Source organism: Marinicella meishanensis (assembly GCF_019931145.1).
Lineage (GTDB): Bacteria > Pseudomonadota > Gammaproteobacteria > Xanthomonadales > Marinicellaceae > Marinicella > Marinicella meishanensis.
Genome location: NZ_JAIOUV010000005.1, coordinates 92502 through 109468, shown reverse-complemented (window position 1 = coordinate 109468; position 16967 = coordinate 92502). Strand labels below are relative to the sequence as shown.

At 51.5% G+C, this 16967-nt stretch carries 14 protein-coding genes; 6 read left to right on the top strand and 8 right to left on the bottom strand.

Annotated features, from left to right (window positions below; translation table 11 throughout):
- Positions 1 to 17: 17 nt before the first annotated feature.
- The 5 genes from K7G70_RS09905 to K7G70_RS09885 all read right to left on the bottom strand — a co-directional run bounded on the left by K7G70_RS09905 (position 18) and on the right by K7G70_RS09885 (position 5407).
- Positions 18 to 1091 (bottom strand): MBL fold metallo-hydrolase, encoded by a 1074-nt coding sequence (locus K7G70_RS09905; protein WP_223788480.1) that lies wholly within the window; start codon positions 1089 to 1091, stop codon positions 18 to 20.
- Entirely contained in the window at positions 1088 to 2191 is a 1104-nt protein-coding gene (locus K7G70_RS09900) for an ADP-ribosylglycohydrolase family protein (RefSeq protein ID WP_223788479.1), read from the bottom strand. The genes K7G70_RS09905 and K7G70_RS09900 overlap by 4 nt, the downstream gene beginning before the upstream one ends.
- Before the next feature lie 117 nt (positions 2192 to 2308).
- Positions 2309 to 3265: a lipase secretion chaperone gene (locus tag K7G70_RS09895; RefSeq protein ID WP_223788478.1), complete on the bottom strand. Its 957-nt coding sequence runs from the start codon at positions 3263 to 3265 to the stop codon at positions 2309 to 2311.
- 3 nt (positions 3266 to 3268) lie between these two features.
- The gene (locus K7G70_RS09890) at positions 3269 to 4180 is read right to left on the bottom strand and encodes a lipase family alpha/beta hydrolase (RefSeq protein ID WP_223788477.1); all 912 of its coding nucleotides are present in this window, start codon (positions 4178 to 4180) and stop codon (positions 3269 to 3271) included.
- A gap of 249 nt (positions 4181 to 4429) precedes the next feature.
- Entirely contained in the window at positions 4430 to 5407 is a 978-nt protein-coding gene (locus tag K7G70_RS09885; RefSeq protein WP_223788476.1) for a LysR substrate-binding domain-containing protein, read from the bottom strand.
- A 175-nt stretch (positions 5408 to 5582) separates the two neighbouring features.
- Between K7G70_RS09885 and cysG the strand changes: the two genes are divergently transcribed.
- Positions 5583 to 7019: a siroheme synthase CysG gene (gene cysG / locus K7G70_RS09880; RefSeq protein ID WP_223788475.1), complete on the top strand. Its 1437-nt coding sequence runs from the start codon at positions 5583 to 5585 to the stop codon at positions 7017 to 7019.
- Between the two features lie 10 nt (positions 7020 to 7029).
- Positions 7030 to 7968 carry a cysteine synthase A gene (cysK, locus tag K7G70_RS09875; protein WP_223788474.1) on the top strand — a complete coding sequence of 313 codons (939 nt, stop codon included), beginning with the start codon at positions 7030 to 7032 and terminating at the stop codon, positions 7966 to 7968.
- Positions 7969 to 8042: 74 nt separating this feature from the next.
- Here cysK and K7G70_RS09870 read toward each other — a convergent pair whose 3' ends face one another.
- The 3 genes from K7G70_RS09870 to serC form a co-directional block, all read right to left on the bottom strand.
- Positions 8043 to 11078 carry a ligand-binding sensor domain-containing protein gene (locus K7G70_RS09870; protein ID WP_223788473.1) on the bottom strand — a complete coding sequence of 1012 codons (3036 nt, stop codon included), beginning with the start codon at positions 11076 to 11078 and terminating at the stop codon, positions 8043 to 8045.
- Positions 11079 to 11203: 125 nt separating this feature from the next.
- Positions 11204 to 12043 (bottom strand): CvfB family protein, encoded by an 840-nt coding sequence (locus tag K7G70_RS09865; RefSeq protein ID WP_223788472.1) that lies wholly within the window; start codon positions 12041 to 12043, stop codon positions 11204 to 11206.
- The gene (serC, locus tag K7G70_RS09860) at positions 12036 to 13115 is read right to left on the bottom strand and encodes a 3-phosphoserine/phosphohydroxythreonine transaminase (protein WP_223788471.1); all 1080 of its coding nucleotides are present in this window, start codon (positions 13113 to 13115) and stop codon (positions 12036 to 12038) included. The genes K7G70_RS09865 and serC overlap by 8 nt, the downstream gene beginning before the upstream one ends.
- Before the next feature lie 73 nt (positions 13116 to 13188).
- Here serC and msrP point away from each other — a divergent pair, with 73 nt between their 5' ends.
- The 4 genes from msrP to K7G70_RS09840 all read left to right on the top strand — a co-directional run bounded on the left by msrP (position 13189) and on the right by K7G70_RS09840 (position 16905).
- Positions 13189 to 14124 carry a protein-methionine-sulfoxide reductase catalytic subunit MsrP gene (gene msrP, locus K7G70_RS09855; protein WP_223788470.1) on the top strand — a complete coding sequence of 312 codons (936 nt, stop codon included), beginning with the start codon at positions 13189 to 13191 and terminating at the stop codon, positions 14122 to 14124.
- A 2-nt stretch (positions 14125 to 14126) separates the two neighbouring features.
- Positions 14127 to 14747, top strand: coding sequence for a protein-methionine-sulfoxide reductase heme-binding subunit MsrQ (msrQ, locus tag K7G70_RS09850; protein ID WP_223788469.1), 621 nt, complete (start codon positions 14127 to 14129; stop codon positions 14745 to 14747).
- Positions 14698 to 15960, top strand: a complete 1263-nt coding sequence (locus K7G70_RS09845) for a threonine/serine exporter family protein (RefSeq protein ID WP_223788468.1) — start codon at positions 14698 to 14700, stop codon at positions 15958 to 15960. The genes msrQ and K7G70_RS09845 overlap by 50 nt, the downstream gene beginning before the upstream one ends.
- Before the next feature lie 165 nt (positions 15961 to 16125).
- Positions 16126 to 16905, top strand: coding sequence for a DUF4097 family beta strand repeat-containing protein (locus K7G70_RS09840; RefSeq protein WP_223788467.1), 780 nt, complete (start codon positions 16126 to 16128; stop codon positions 16903 to 16905).
- Positions 16906 to 16967 lie beyond the last annotated feature (62 nt).

Sequence of the window (16967 nt, the reverse complement as noted above, 5' to 3'; positions counted from 1 at the left end):
CTCAGGGCGGCCCCGGCCTATTCCACTTGCAGTGTCAACAACCGCGTTTGGCCCACTTGCAAAGTTTCAAACACCCCATGAGACAGCTCTTTGGCTGATTCCTCCAGTAATTTTCTGGGCGCCAAGAATGGCTCATGGGTTAATTCAAATGTCCCCCAATGGATGCCCACACTGTGTTTGGATTTGACGTCCAAATGGGTTTGTACGGCTTGTGCCGGATCAACATGTTGAGGCAACATGAAATACCGAGGGCCATAAGCACCAATCGGGATCAAAGCCAGGTCATGGGGGCCCAATTGTTGGCCGATTTGTTGAAAGCGTTGGGCGTGGTAGCCGGTGTCTCCAGCAAACCAGGTCTTGAAGCCATGGATGTTGATGTGCCAGCTGGCCCACAGGGTTTTGTTGGTGTCAAACGGGGTGCGTTTGGACCAATGTTGTGAAGGGGTGGCCACCACCTCAATACCAGGCCCAAATGACTCGCTCTGCCACCAATCCAACTCGGTGATGTTGTCAGAATCAATGCCCCTCTTCAACAACCATTGTTGAATGCCCAACGGCACATACCAATGCACCCGATTGCCCAAAGCGACCACGGTTTCGTGATCCAGGTGGTCGTAGTGGTTGTGTGAGATCACCACGAAATCAACCTCAGGCAATTGCTCGACCGTCAACGCCGGTGGCACCACCCGGCTGGGGCCGCCAAATGGCAAAGGAGAGGCATGGTCGCTCAAATGCGGATCGGTCAAAAAACTGACGCCTTGGTATTGCACCAACACCGCAGCATGTCCCAACCAAGTGACCCTCGGCTCTGGCGTCTCGGCTTGGATCAATGCCTGATCAACCGCCACCATGACCGCTTGTATGTCGTTGGCTGAGGCCGACTCGATGCGCCCTTCCCGCCAACGCATTTTGAGGTAATCCCAAAACGGCGAGTCGCTTTTTTGCGACTGGCTGATGAAGCGATCTGGACCATGGTGCGGAGCGGCCACCGCAGGTTTTTGATATTGGGCTGAGCGCCAACAACCACTGACCAAAGCCAGCATCGTCAACATCACAACCAGGGTGAGCAGCCATTGCAACCGTTTCATCATGACAACAGCCCCAATGCCGCCAAACAGGCATCCAATTCAGCGGCCAGGGTCAACTGCGCATACCAGTCATCCAGTGGCTGGGGGTTGATCAAAGTGATGAGCAAAGCCAACACCGCACCTCGGTGGACGTTGTCGCCCCCCAATTGGGCATTGACTTGTAAGGCTTGGCGCAGGTCGTGATGGTATTTATTGGCCAGATACAACACACTGGGCCAGGCATCACGGATGTAACAAGCGGTTGAATACAAGCCACCAAGCACTGCTGCATCAGACCATTGTGCCACGGGTTTGCGTTTGAAATGGCGCCCCGCTGCGGTCAGTAAATGTTGTTGCAACAACCGTTCAGCGGCGGCTGGGTCAGCGGCAGCCAGTAAACCGCTGATCAGATCCACATACTGGAAACAGACCTTTTTCAAAGCCGCATCGGGGTGGGTTAAGTCCAGGTGTCGCGCCACCACCGTTTTGACATCGGCCACAGCCATGCCTTGATGCAACAACAGCAGCGCCAATGGCCCGATTCTGACCAAACCGCCCACCGAAGGCGTGTCGTGCGTGACGGCGGCACATGCCGCTGCACTTTGGCCGCTGGCCCAATTGGCAAAAAATCCCCGGTGGTAAGATTCGGCATAGGTGTCTGGGTGCTGTGGTGGCTGGGCCGTCATTTTATTCACGTAATGCTGCAAAAAAGCCGACTCCTGGTAACTGCCACCCCTGTCAACCATGGCTTGTAATAACCACAACACGGTGTGGGCATTGAGGGTGTTGTCACCGGCTTGCAGGCCTTGGTGGTAATGCACCCCTGGCCGATCCCAAAATTCAGCCTTGTCATGTAAGATCACCGCCCCCACCACGTCGGCTTGTTGCGCGCCCAAGCGGTGTCGTCCGCCGTGTTGCTTGGAGTGTAAAGACATGATGGCACTGGGGTGCTGCGCGGGTGCCGCATACAGGCCATCCAAGCCATCCGGGAAAGCCCGCTCAATGTCTGCTTTGCGGTAATACCAATGCACCGGCATGGCATGGGCATCGGCCACCATGGCATGACGGATGGCCAACAGGGTCCAGTGGGTTTGGTTCGCAGATTGTTGGTGTGCTGGGCTCAAATTCAAAATGGCGGCGTCGTGCAAAACCCTGATTTTGTCGCACATGGGGTGAAAATGTGATGAGCAAAAAAAAACACCCGGCTGTCAGAAACGACCGGGTGGTTCATGTAACAGGTCTTAGTTAAACTCGGCTCGGTAATGGGCCTGCAAACGCCGCAGTTTTCGCGGCTCGATGGCTTCCTCATAGGCGGCCAACAACACCGCATCATGCGCCAGTTCAAGGCGGGTGGTCAGGTATTGGTCCACTTCGGCTTGCCACAATTGTTGTTGGGCATCCAAGGCAGCCAATTTCAAGGCCACTTCGGTGCCATAAGTTTCCGCCCGAACGGTCAAGCGGTCACTGGCTGCCAAAGCCACCTCATTGAACAATTGATTTTCCAACAACACGTCATGAAAGGCAGTGGCCTGCTCTTCGGCTTGCAGCCATTTCAGTTTCACCGCATCAGAGGCCTCCACTTCTGATAACTGACCAGACATGGCATAACCGGCATAAGCTTCTTCTTCGGCAAAGAAAGCGTCAGCCATGGCTGAACCCAGGTAATCCCGACGCAACTTTTTGATGGCCTCCAGTTGCGTGGCCAAATCATCGCTGGGTAAGCTGGACAGCGCCATATGATCGGCCGCCTGCAAATATTCCAGGTAGTTATCAAAATGATCACGCAGCTGTTCCAACTGACTCAGTGACAAGAAATCACTGGCAGTGGTCAACAGTTGGTGTCTGATTTGCTCAGGTGACAGCTCTCCCACCGCGGTCAAACAGTAGTCGAACAAACGGTGCAAGTCTTGATCTATCAACACATTACCGTGCGCATCAATATTGACCGCCCCATCGGGTGAGGTGCCGGCCAGTGAAGTGACGGCAACCGCTTGTGCCATGGAAGCATCGGCTTGCTCAGCCATTGTGACAGTGCTGGGGGACCGACTGAAATGTGTGACCGGTAACTGGGTGTCACGCAACAGTGGCTGCTCGAGAACCCGAACCGTTTTGGCAGCAACCCCCATTTGCCACCAGCTCACGGACGCGATGATGGTGATGATGATGGTGATCGTTAAGGCGGTGTATTTAAATTTCACGGTTCATAAACCCTCATTTTTTAATCTGTTTGCGTGTGCCCGGTAGACCGCCACTGGACTCGAAGTGAATAAGCCCCTGATCCCAAAAGCCTGATTCACTTGATCTCCGTGATTCCATTTGTAGTTGTCTCGCAGCACACGACCCAGATGTGAAGAACATCGTCCCACCAAACCGTCATTGGCTTCGCCATAAAACAGTAGCCCCGTCAGCCCCAACAGTGCATCGATCGGATCGAGCGCATTGGTGACCGTGCGGGTGCCACTGAAAGAGTAGTATTTCACCCCATTGACCGCATAAGCCCCTTCACCGCAGGGTGAGTTGGGCATGCCTTCAGGGAAATTTTGATTGAATTGAGCCGCGCCGGTGCTGGTCAAAGCCCCCAAAGCCGCCAACACGTCTTGTGGGGCACTGTCATTGCCAGAAGCCCACTCGATCAATTCCGCCAATGCCGTGGCCGTGGCAGCCAGCACCGTTTCGATGAAGGACCCAGGTGGTGCCACGGTTTGCACCGCATCGGCCACCGGACTGCCGGTGTTGGGGCCGCCCACGGAAGTGACTGAGGCCACCAACTCAGGACGCACCGACGCCACATAGCGCACCGTGGGTGCCCCATGAGAATGGCCGATTAAATTGAATTTTTGATGACCATACAAGGCTTGTAACAGCTCCAGTTGAGCTAACAACTGTTCACCGCGCAGTTCACTGGAGTTGGCCGCTGAGACGTCGGCCACATAGACGGTGGCACCGTCATCAGCCAAGGCCCCAGGGATGCGATAAAAATAGTTGTAAATGCCAAAGGCTTGGTCAAAACCAAACAAACCATGGACCAGAACAATGGGATGCTTGGTTTTGGTGTAGTTGTTGTTCCACCATGAGGCTGCGGATGATCCACTGATCAGTAGCAAAACCAACATGACGGTCGTCGATACTCGATGACTGTTCATAATACCCTCTCTTTTGTTGTGTGTCAGGCTCTGACGGCCTGTTCACATTTTTTTAACAGAGTACACTTGCGTTGTCAATACAATTTTAAACGAACGTTTGAATCAGTGACCGAATTCAAGAATATGACAAGCTCATTGGGGTCATTGATGCAATTCAATCAAATCGGCTTCGGCATTGAAATAAAACCACCAACCTGAAAAGGACCGCAAATCAATTGGCTACTGCCAAGCAGAATCAATCGGCTCTGTTTGCTTTTGGGGATCAATCAACAACAGCTTGTTGTCAATGGCAGACTGCACCTGCTCCCGCTTCACATGGGGGGCAAACAATTGAATGAATTCATGCATGAAGCCACGCAAAAACAAACTGGGGTTGAACGCCAACCAGGTGGCGCTCAACGGCAAAATGCCCACCGTGTCCAGGGCATGCAGGTCTGAGTCGTGCTGTTTGTCGACCGCCATGGATGCAATGATGCCCACCCCCAGACCAGATCTGACATAGGTTTTGATGACATCAGAATCACGGGCTGTGAACACAATTTGGTAGTCCAAACCCGCTGCTTGGAAAGCCTGAACCAGGCTGGAGTTTTGTTGGTCATTGCCCACATAGACGATCAATGGATGCCCAGACAATTCGGCCAGGGTGATGCTGTCTTGTTGGGCCAAGACATGGCCTTTGGGCACCACGATTTTGCGCTGCCACTTATACAAATCCAGTTTCACCAAGTCGGTGGCCTCTTCGGTGCCGCCGGAGCTGATCACGAAGTCCACTTCACCCTCGCGCAAAGATTTCAGGTTCTGTTGCGATGTGCCTTGCAATAAATTGACTTTGATCGACGGATACACCTCATGCAATTGTTTCAGCACCGATGGCAACACGTATCGGGCTTGGGTGTGGGTGGTGGCGATGTTCAATTGCCCATTGCGGTCATTGGTCAGTTCATGACTGAAGGCTTTGATGTTTTCCACCTCTTTGAGGATGCGTTCGGACCGCCGCAACACTTCTTTTCCGGCGTGGGTCAGAGCCACCAGGGCTTTACCCTGTCTGACAAACAGACTGAAACCCAATTCATCTTCCAACAGGCGCACCTGTCTGGATACCCCAGGTTGTGAAGTGAACAGTTGTTTGGCCGCTGCAGTCACATTCAAGCCGGAATGACAAACGGCGACAAAAAATCTGAGTTGTTGCAATTTCATGACACTTTGGTGTTGCTGTGGTCTATGAGACCGGATCATAACAGCCTGATCACAAATAAACAATATAGACGTCTAAACGTCTGATAACTATTTGTTATATACCCATGCTTTTAAACTATTTTGGATCAGCCGGCCAGATGGTTATATTGAGCCCATTGTATCGAGAATATGAGCCATGAAGTATTTGCCAATCAATCTCAACATTGAACAACAGCCTGTTTGGGTCATCGGTGGTGGTGCCGTGGCATGGCGAAAAATCAAATCATTGTGTCAAGCCGGCGCCGAGGTGCATTGTGTGGCGGCCTCCTTCCATGCCGACATCAAGCAGGCGGCTCAACACCAACCGATCAAATTGATCACACATGACCTGCAGGACCTACAGGTGCTGCAACAACTGCCGCGACCCAAGTTGGTGATTGCAGCCACCGATGACCCCCAGCTCAACGCCCAAATCCATCAATACACCGCCACGCGTGGTTGGTTGATCAACACCGTAGATGAACCACCCCGTTGTGATTTCATCACCCCAGCCGTGGTCAATCGTGGACCGGTCAAGGTGGCCATCAGCACCGCCGGCACCGCCCCGGTGTTGGCCCGCATGATCAAACAGAAAATCGAATACTTGTTGCCCAAGAATTTGGGACAAATCGCTGAACAAGCCAACCAGTGGCGACCAACCATCAAGCAACGGGTGCCAAGTTTTAACAACCGACGTCGGTTTTGGGACCGCTTCTTTGATTGGTCGCATGGCAGCTTGCGCCTGTTGCGCGGCCAATACCGTACCCCCAATTCAGCACAAATTGAGCAACACATCGAAGCGGTTAACCAAACCGAAGGTCGGGTCAGCTTGGTTGGCGCTGGGCCCGGTGATCCAGATTTGCTCACGATCAAAGCCATCAAAGTGCTGCAAAGCGCCGATGTGGTGCTGCATGACCATTTGATTGCAACCGACATCATGGCCATGATTCGACAAGATGCTGAGTTGATAGATGTGGGCAAACAGGCAGGCAAGCACTTAACCAAACAGCAAACGATCAATCAACTGTTGATCAAACAGGCCCGTTTGGGCAAGCACGTGTGCCGTTTAAAAGGCGGTGACCCGTTTGTGTTCGGTCGCGGCGGTGAAGAAATACAAGCCCTCAAAGCCGAACAAATCGACTTTGAAATCGTGCCAGGCATCACCGCGGCTGTGGGCTGTGCAGCCTATGCAGGAATTCCATTGACGCACCGCGATCACGCCCAGGGTTTGGCCTTCATCACCGCCCATTGCAGCGACTCCAAAGATGCCATTGACTGGCAGTTCTATGCCAAAAATCAACAGACCTTGGCCGTGTACATGGGCTTGATCAAGGCCGATGAGCTGGTTCGCCAATTGATCAGCCATGGCAAAGACCCCGCCGTGCCCCTTGCCGTCATTGAAAATGGCACCCGACCAGAACAACGCACCGTCACCGGACAATTACACCAATTAACTGCTATGATAAGAGACCATGCCATCAAGTCACCGGCCCTGATTGTCATTGGCGAGGTGGCCGCATATGCGCAACAACTGGATTGGTTTGCCCCCCATGTGGCCCACCCAAACCAGGCTGAATTATTGAAAACTGCTTAATGAGTATCCCATGATTTATAACAACATATTAGAAACCATCGGCAACACCCCCATCATCCGCATCAACCACATCGCCCCTGAACATGTGACCATGTATGTGAAAGCTGAATATTTCAATCCCTTGGCCTCAGTCAAAGACCGTTTGGCCCACGCCATCATCGCCGACGCCGAAGCCAAAGGCGAATTGTCACCAGGCCAAACCGTGGTGGAAGCCACTTCCGGCAACACCGGCATTGCCCTGGCCATGGTCTGTGCCGCCAAAGGCTATCCGTTTGTGGCGGTGATGAGTGAAACCTTTTCTATTGAACGGCGCAAATTGATGCGCGCATTGGGTGCCAAAGTGGTGCTGACCCCAGCCGAAGCCAGGGGTTCTGGCATGGTCGCCAAGGCCGAGGAATTGGCGCATGAACGCGGGTGGTTTTTGGCCCGTCAATTTGAAAATGAAGCCAACCCCGCCTACCACCGGTCAACCACCGGGCCGGAGATTTTGCGCGATTTTGCTGGCCAACGACTGGATTACTATGTCAGCGGTTATGGCACAGGCGGCACCATCACCGGGGCCGGAGAAATGTTGAAACTGGCCAGACCAGACATCACCATTGTGGCCACCGAGCCGGTGGAAGCCCAATTATTGGCGGGCAAAGAATGGTCACCGCACAAATTACAAGGCTGGACGCCAGATTTTGTCGCCGATGTGATGAACCGAAGCATCTATGATGACTTGATTCCAATTGATGAACATCAGGCCAAATCGGCGGCCTTGTCATTGGCTTCCAAAGAAGGTATTTTGTGTGGCATTTCAGCCGGCGCCACCTTTGCAGCAGCCTTGGCCACAGCAGCCAAAGCCCCAGCCGGCTCGGTCATCTTGGCCATGTTGCCAGACACCGGCGAACGCTACTTGAGCACCTATTTGTTTGAAGATTTTGCCGACGGCTCGGATGCCGTCTGATCGAAATGATTGGACTCTTGACCGCTGTTGCGGTTGAGAGTCCATTTGGATTTCAACCCAAGCAACCCGAACCGTTAAGCCACCACCACTTGGTTGCGACCTGAGCGCTTACCGGCGTACATGGCCTCATCCGCGGCATTGATGCAGTCAATCAGACTCATGCCTGCTTGCCGTTGGCTGATGCCGAAAGTCATGGTCACTTGGATGCCCTCCCCTTGGTAATCAAGCACACTGTTTTCGACGGTGTCGCGGATGCGTTCAATCAAATTGGCGGTGGCGGTGGCGTCTTTGTCGGCAAAGTAAAAAATAAATTCTTCACCACCCCACCGCGCAATCAAGTCTTCTTCCCGCAACGATTGTTGCACCAATTGGCTGACTTGAACCAACACCTCATCACCGGCATTGTGCCCAAAGCGGTCATTGATCGATTTGAAATGATCGACGTCACCCATCACGATGCAACCCCCAAACGGGTTGGCATCCCGCTGTTTCAGTAATTCTTCATAGGCATTGATGAAGGCCATGCGGTTGGGCAAACCCGTGAGGTAATCTGAATTGGCCGCCATCTCAAGTTGTTCATTGAGGTTTTGTAACTCCAAAGTTCGGTTACTCACCTCTTGTTCCAACATCAAGTTTTGGCGTTTGATTTTGAACGTGCGGTAGTTGTGCAACAAGATGGCCAGCAGCAAAAACAGGATCACCGCCAGCGCCCTGACCCAGGTGCGCTCCCACCACACCGGCAACACTTTGATTTGGAAGCGCAAACTTTGTTCCTCCCAACGACCGTCGTTGTTGTGCGCCATGATGTCCAGCTGATAAGCGCCGGGGGTCAAGTCTTTCAAATCAATGCGACGGGTGTTGCTGACATCCAACCAATTGTCGTGCAAGCCCTCCAAACGATACAAGTACTGAATTTGTTCGGGCGCTTTGTAGTCCAAAACCGCGATGTCAAAGCTGATCACCTGATTTTCAGGGTTCAGGGTAAAGGCCGATTCTTCAAACAACAATTTACCTGGACGCCAAGGCCGGTTGTCCACCCTGACCTCGGTCAAAATAAGGGGCGGCACAAACTCACTGTTGTCTTGGTTGTCATCGGGATTGAAGGTGTAATAACCATTGGCGCTGCCCAACCAAATGACGTCACGGTCATCAATGGTGGTTGAGCGGGTGATCATGCCATCGTGTCGTATCGCAGTGTTCAACAAGTAATTCTTGAATTCTTGGCGTTCAGGATTGAATTTGGTCAAGCCAAACTTGTTACCCAGCCAGAGGGTTTGTTGTGAATCTTCGATGATGAAATTGATCCGATTGTTGATCAAACCTTCGGTTTTGGCGTAGTTGGTGAATTCATTGCGATCATGGTGATACTGGCTCAACCCCATGGGCGTGGCGATCCATAGCCGGCCACTGCTGTCTTCAACCACATCTTTGATGCGATTGGAAGCGATGCTGGTTTTGTCGTTGTAATCGTGACGGTATAAGGTCAGCTGATTGACCGCTTTATCAAACCGAAACAAACCCACCAAATTGCTGCTGATCCACAGGTTATTCAAACGGTCTTTCTTGATGTGGGTGATGTTCACATCAATCAAAGAGCCGGCCGCATATGACTGCATCAACTCGGCGGTGTTGGCCGCCCGGTTCCACCGCAATATGCCCAAGTTATACAAGGCCAGCCACATTTCGCCATCATCATCGATCTCAATGGAAAAGATATCGGCTGGATCGATGCCTACCAAGTCAAAGGGGGTGGTGACGGCTGCAGCCACCGAGCTGTCACGATTGAGAAAATACAAACCCGTGCTGCCAGCAATCCACAAGCCTTCTGCCGCTGTCGTCTCAATGTCTCTGATGAAACCATCGATTGGGTCCCCTTCTGCTGTGGTGATGCGGTCATAGGTCCCATCCAGGTGTCTTCTGAACACCGTCTCAGAGGTGCCGAAATAGATCAGGCCATCGGCATCGTATTCAATTGACCACACTTGTTTGGCTTTTTCAGTGAGCCATTCGTCAGCCAGGTAATTCGGGTGGTGCTTGAACAAACCTCCGGCCAAATCAATTTTAAACAAACCGTTGTCACGCGTGGCCAGCCACATGATGCCTGAGTGATCGACGTTGATGTTGCGCACATCCACGTGACCCATGGCTTGCCACAACTGCCCCGCCTCGCGCTGCATGAATTGATCGTTGGCCAAATCAAATAAATACAAGCCTTCCATGCTGGCCACCAACAAATCACCTTGATCGGTTTCATACAAGTCATTGATTTTGAGGTTGTTGCCTGTCGCTTCATGGAAGCTGAACTCTGCCGTTCTCAGGTCAAATCGATACAGGCCACTGGAAGAACCGATCCACAAGGCATCACCTTTTAAATGCAAGGTGCGAAACTGATTGGAAGTGATGTCGATTTGTAAGTTCAATGGCAATTGATGGTGCTTGAACCCCCCGTTGATGGGGTTGACCTCATACAAGCCATCTGAAGTGCCCAACCAAAGTCGTTGCTCATCGCCCACGATGTCCCATACCCGATATGGCTCATCACCGGAGGCCGTCAAACCAGAAGCGTAGAATTTGATGTTTTGTTCATCAAAACGATACAAGCCGGTGGCTGTTCCGATCCACACTTGACCCAAGGGGTCTTCATGAAAGGTTTGCACATTTTCCGAGACCATGGTTTGGAATTGGCTGCTGGAATAAGGAAAGCGCCTGAGTTCACCGGTCTCGAGGTCCATCAAATTGGCCCCACCGCCAAAGGTGCCCACCCACAGGCGGTTTTTGGAGTCGACAAAGATGTTGCCGGCATTGTTGTTTGAAATCGTGTTGGGATCTGCCCCGTCGTGTTTCAGGGACTTGAAAGCGTAACCATCATAACGGGCCAAACCACTGGTGGTGCCCAGCCAGATGAATCCGGACTGGTCTTGGACCACAGAGTAAATGGTCGAATCGGGTAAGCCATCTTCGATTTGGATGTGTTCGACTTGCCATTGTTCATCATTGATGGCATGGACCGGACCCACAAGCAAGCCCAACAAACTCAACAAAGCGATCATTGGCAACCACACGCATACCGTCGCTGCTGATTTTTGATTGGTGGTCACAAACACCTTCATGGCGGACTACTCGCTACACACTGACTGACTACAAATGGTTGATCACCATCAACCATACACACGTGAGCATATTAGCACAAGAGATTCACAGTTTTGTTAACCAATGCAAATTTTGCGACACCGGTTCAGTCGCTGTCATTCAATTGAATTCGGTCTGGCAAAATGATGATTTTTCGGTTTTTGTACAGGGCACCCAAGGCTTTTTTGTAACTGCCCTTACTGACCTGCCATTTTCGTTTGATGTCCTCGGGACTGCTGCGATCGGTCAGCAGTGATTCACCCCCATTGGCCTCTAAGTCAGCCAGAATCTGTTCTGCCAATTCGCCCAATTGTTTTTTATTGGGCAAGTGAAGGGCCAGGTTGATTTTCCCGCTGGGATGGATGGATTTGATGTAGGCAGTGGTTCGCTGACCAATTCTGACCGGCTGCATCACATCGCTGTGATGCAATAAACCCAGGTGGGTGTTATTGATCACACCTTTGTAGCCCAAATCACTGTGACCACAGAACAGCACATCCACCGCTTGACCCGGGACGAAATGGCGGTTCTCTTCATGCAAGTGTTTGTCCAGTCGGGCCGAGGCGGTGATCCTGGAGGATGCCCGATCAACATACACGTAAACCACTTTGTGCATACCGGGTTGTAATTTTTTGGCCTGTTCAGCATAAGGCAACAGCAGGTCCTTGGGCAGCCCCCAATCCATGAACGCTCCCACTGGATTGACATCCACCACTTTCAGATAGGCACATTGCCCCACCATCACCTTGGGTTGGGCGGTGGTGGCGATGGGTTGGTCCTCAGAATCCAAGTACACAAACACGTCCAGCTCGCTGCCTTCACGCAAAGTATCAGGCATTTGCCTGGCTGGTAACAAAATGTCACCCAATTTGTTGCCGTCCAGTATGGCCCCAATGTCCAGCACCCGCAGCACTGTGAGGCGGTTCATTTGTCCTAAATCAGCCATGGGTACGCTCAAATTCTTGCATGAATGACACCAGGGCTTCGAGGCCTGCCATTGGCATGGCGTTGTAAATACTGGCCCGCATGCCACCTACCGCCTTGTGCCCTTTCAACGCTTTCAGGCCAGCGGCAGAACTGGCTTCCAAAAACCGTTGGTTCAACGCTTCATCATGCAACCAAAAAGGCACATTGACTTCTGAGCGACAGCTCGGATCCACTTTATTCAGATAAAAACCACTGCTGTCTATGAATTCATACAGCAGTGCAGATTTTTGGTGATTCAAGGCCTGCATGGCCGCCACCCCGCCCTGTTGTTTAACCCACTGCAGCACCAAACGCATCACATACCAAGGAAAAGTTGGCGGGGTGTTGTAAAAAGAATGCGTGCGGGCATAAGTCGCATAATCGGTCATCACAGGGATCAAATTATCAGACCGTCCAATCATTTCATGGCGCATGATCACCAGGGTGATGCCGGCGATGCCCATGTTTTTTTGGGCACTGGCATAAATCATGGCAAACGGATCCAACGCAAATTCACGGGTCAGTAAATCTGAAGTCATGTCACAACACAGCGGCACGCCTTGGCTGTCAGGCACTTGGTGCCACTGCACCCCTTCCAAGGTTTCGTTGCTGGTGTAATGAAAATAATCGGCTTGGGGATTCACCGCAGTGGCGTCGAATGCCGGGATGTGGGTATAAGCCTCCTGACTGACTGGCGCGGTGGTGGTCACTTGGGTGAAGCGCCCGGCTTCCTGCATCGCCAACTTACCCCAATGTCCATTGATGGCATAGATGGCATGACCATTGCTGGTGGAACAGTTGATTGGCAGCATGGCATATTGCATGCGGGCGCCCCCAGGGATCAACATGACGGCATACTCATCGGAAATGTTTAACAATTCTCTGAGCAAGTGCTCATTGTCGGTGGCCATGTCGATGAATTCTTGACTGCGGTGGGACACTTCCATCACCGAACAACCGGTGCCCCGCCAATCGTACAGGTCGGCCTCAATTTGTTGTTTGACGGACAGGGGCAACACGGCCGGGCCGGCAGAAAAGTTATATGTGGTCATTTATTTGTAAGGATTTTCACATTGGCGTGTCTTGAATTGTATTATATTTGCGAAAAATACCAAGCCTTACGTGATGAAATTCAAAAACACCCATGTGGACCACCAGGTCACCGATGAAGCCACTTACCTCAACCGCCGCCAATTGATTCAGGCCGGGGTGATGGGCACCGCTGCCTTGATGAGTCCATCGGCCTGGTCATTGACCTTACCCAAGCACCAAACCAATGATGCTTTTGTGATCGATGAGCTGACCTCAGAAAAAGACGCCACCACGTACAATAATTTTTATGAATTTGGTTTGTCCAAATCAGATCCAGCAGAAAATGCCGGGTCACTGAAAACCGCTCCGTGGACCGTGACCATTGAAGGCTTGTGCGAAAACAAAGGGCAATTCGACATCGAACAACTGGTCAAGCAATTTCAACTGGAAGAACGCATCTACCGCATGCGTTGTGTCGAGGCTTGGTCCATGGTGATTCCCTGGTTGGGGTTTAAACTGGCCGACTTGGTGAAATTTTGTCAGCCACTCAGTGCCGCCAAATACATTTACTTCGAAACCCTGTATGACCCCAAACAGATGCCCGGTCAACGCGGCCGTTCAATTCCCTGGCCTTACCGCGAAGGTTTGCGCCTGGATGAAGCCATGAATGAACTGACCTTAATGACTGTGGGCATGTATGGCAAAAAACTGCCCAACCAAAATGGCGCCCCACTGCGCCTGATTGTGCCCTGGAAGTACGGTTTCAAAGGCATCAAATCAATCGTCAAAATCAAATTTCTCGACCAACAACCCGTCAATTCATGGCAAGCCATCGCACCACAAGAATATGGCTTTTATGCCAACGTCAATCCGCAGGTGGATCACCCCCGTTGGTCACAGGCCACCGAGCGCCGCATCACCGGCGGTTTTTCTTTGTTCAACAGCCGCATCAAAACGCAAATGTTCAATGGCTATGGCGATTATGTCGCCGACTTGTACAAGGGCATGGATTTGAGCCGATACTATTGAACATGAAACACATCACCAGTCTGAAAGTGGCGGTATTCACCGCCTGTATGTTGCCATTGGGGTGGATGGTGTACGACGGTTTTCAACACAATTTAACCGCCGATCCAATTGAAGAACTGTTGCACCGCACCGGCATTTGGACCTTGCGCATCTTGTTGGTGACATTGGCCATGACACCACTGAAAATCCTCACGGGTTCCGCACTGTTTATTCGAATCAGGCGCATGCTGGGCCTGTTCACCTTCTTTTACGCCTCATTGCATATGGTGATTTATGTGTGGTTGGATCTGGGCTTGGACTGGGGCCATTTCCTGGAGGACGTGATTGAGCGGCCTTACATCACTGTGGGCATGCTCGCCTGGTTGTTGATGCTGCCGATGGCCATCACCTCGAATAAGCGCATGATCCGCAAACTCGGTAAAGCCTGGAAACGATTGCACCAAACCATCTATCTGGTTATTGGCTTGGGCTGCCTGCATTTTCTTTGGCTGGTAAAATCAGACCTCACAGAACCTTTGATCTACACCGGAATCGGGTTAACATTGCTGTTGATCAGAATCATCCATTATGTCCATGGCCGCAGAAAAACCCGAGTCGCTGAAAACCGTCATCCGCAAACGTGACCGCGAAACCCGACGCAAACAAGCCAACATCCTGCTGAAAATTTGTCGCGCCATTTCGGAAGCGGGGGCGCCAGCCCATCGCTTGGAATCCTACATGCAGGTGATCGCCGATAAATTCGAATTGGAGGCCAGTTTCTTTGCCATGCCCACAGCGGTTTTGGCCAGCATTGGAGAGGATGAGTACAACCAGCGCTCCTACATGATCAAGACCAATCCCAACGACATCAACCTCAACACCATGCACACCATCAATTCGGTCATCAATCAACTGGAAAATGACGAGTTGGATCTGGATGTGGCCTTACATGCCATCAAAGACATCACCAGCAAACCCGCTGAATACCCCAATTGGTTGTTCGCTCTGTGCTTTGGTTTGGTTGGCAGCGGTTTCACCACTTTGTTCTCTGGCAGTTGGCATGATGTGGCGGTGGCTGGCTTGCTGGGCTTGGTCACCGGCATCATCACCATTTACAGTGCACCTTATAAATACCTGTCACAACTGTTGGCCCCCATGGCCGCCATGGTGGTCGGCTTTTTGGCCGTTTCCATCAGCCATTACTGGCAAACCACAGACCATTTTTTGGTCTCTTTGGCCGGCTTGATCATCTTGGTCCCTGGCCTGGGCATCACAGTGGCCATGCGGGAATTGTCAACCGGCCATTTGGTTTCAGGCAGCAGCCGCATGGCCGGTGCGGTGACCACATTGTTCTTGCTTTCTTTTGGCTTGGCACTGGGCTACTTGATAGCGCAGACGATATACGGCGAGACCCAAGTCAATCAATTGCCAGGCGTACCAGAATGGTTCACCTACTTGGCCCTGGTGATCACGGCTTTGTGTTTTTCGGTGTTGTTCAAGTCACGCATGGCCGATACGTTTTGGATCTTTTTATCCATCGGCTTGGCTTATTCCGGATCCAGTTTGATTGGGCTATGGATTGAGCAACCCTTCAAATCACTGGTGGCGGTGATGCTGATTTCAGTGGCCGGCAACATCTATTCCAGACTCAGCTCCAACCCAGCCTCGGTGATGCACATCCCAGGCATCATCTTACTGGTGCCTGGCAGCATCGGCTTCAATTCATTGTCCGCCATGTACACCAATGACACCATGACCGGGGTACAAGCGGCTTTCAATGCGGTGTTGATCGCGGTGGCCATTTCGGTGGGGCTGTTGGTTGGAAACTTGCTGGTTCCACCCAAGAAAGAGCTGTGATTTATTGAAACGATCGTTTGAGAGAATCACCTAAAATCAATCACTTAGCGCTAGATTAAAAAAATCTAAAGTATTATTCATAAAAAAGGGTTTGATTGATTGAACCCAATAGTCTTTTGTACTACACTGGCCGTCTTTGAATGACACCAAACACCCTAATAATTCATGAAATCACCCCAATTTCAGTGCTTGTTGACCTTATTATTTACCCTGCTCACCACCACTTCTCTGGCAGAAGTCAATCAAATAGAAAAATACACCTGGAAAAAAACCACCACCGCCAAAGTGGTGCGGATCGACAACCCCATTGGTGACATCCGCTTGCGATTTGGTGGCTACGCTGATGAATTTGAACTGATTGCCATGGTCCAGCACATTGAATCTGTTGGGCATGTCCAAGTTGCAGAACGGGTTGAGGGCGACACTTATTTCTTGGGTGTTGAACGCATCAACAAAGCCACTGGTGAACTGATTGACCTGAAACAAAATGACAAAGCCCGGATTGATTTCACGGTGTTCGTGCCTCAAGGGCGCACGGTGTATGCCACCACCGAACATGGCCTGGCAGAAGCCAGGAAGATGCGTGACCCGGTGGTCCTGAGCACACAGTCTGGCCAGGTGTTCTTGCGCGACAACAAAAACACCGTGCAAGCCAGTACCGTCAGTGGTGAAATCATTGCCAACCTGATCGACATTGAGTCGACCGAAAAACAAACTTTTAAAACGGTTTCTGGCTTGATCGATCTGTGGATTGGTGACCATTCGAAAAATGACGTGACCATGGCCACTTCAGGTGACATCATTTCGGATTTTTCCACCCAAATGAAAAGAGACATGAGCCAAGAACCCAACAAACACGTGACCGTAAAAGCCAATGGTGGTGGAAACCCAATTGAAGCCACCAGTAAACGGGGGCAAATCGCCCTTCGTGTGTACCCACAATAAAAATAATAGATTTGTTAGTTTAACCCCAGCCTGCGGGCTGAATTTTGAAAGAGTGAGAGGAA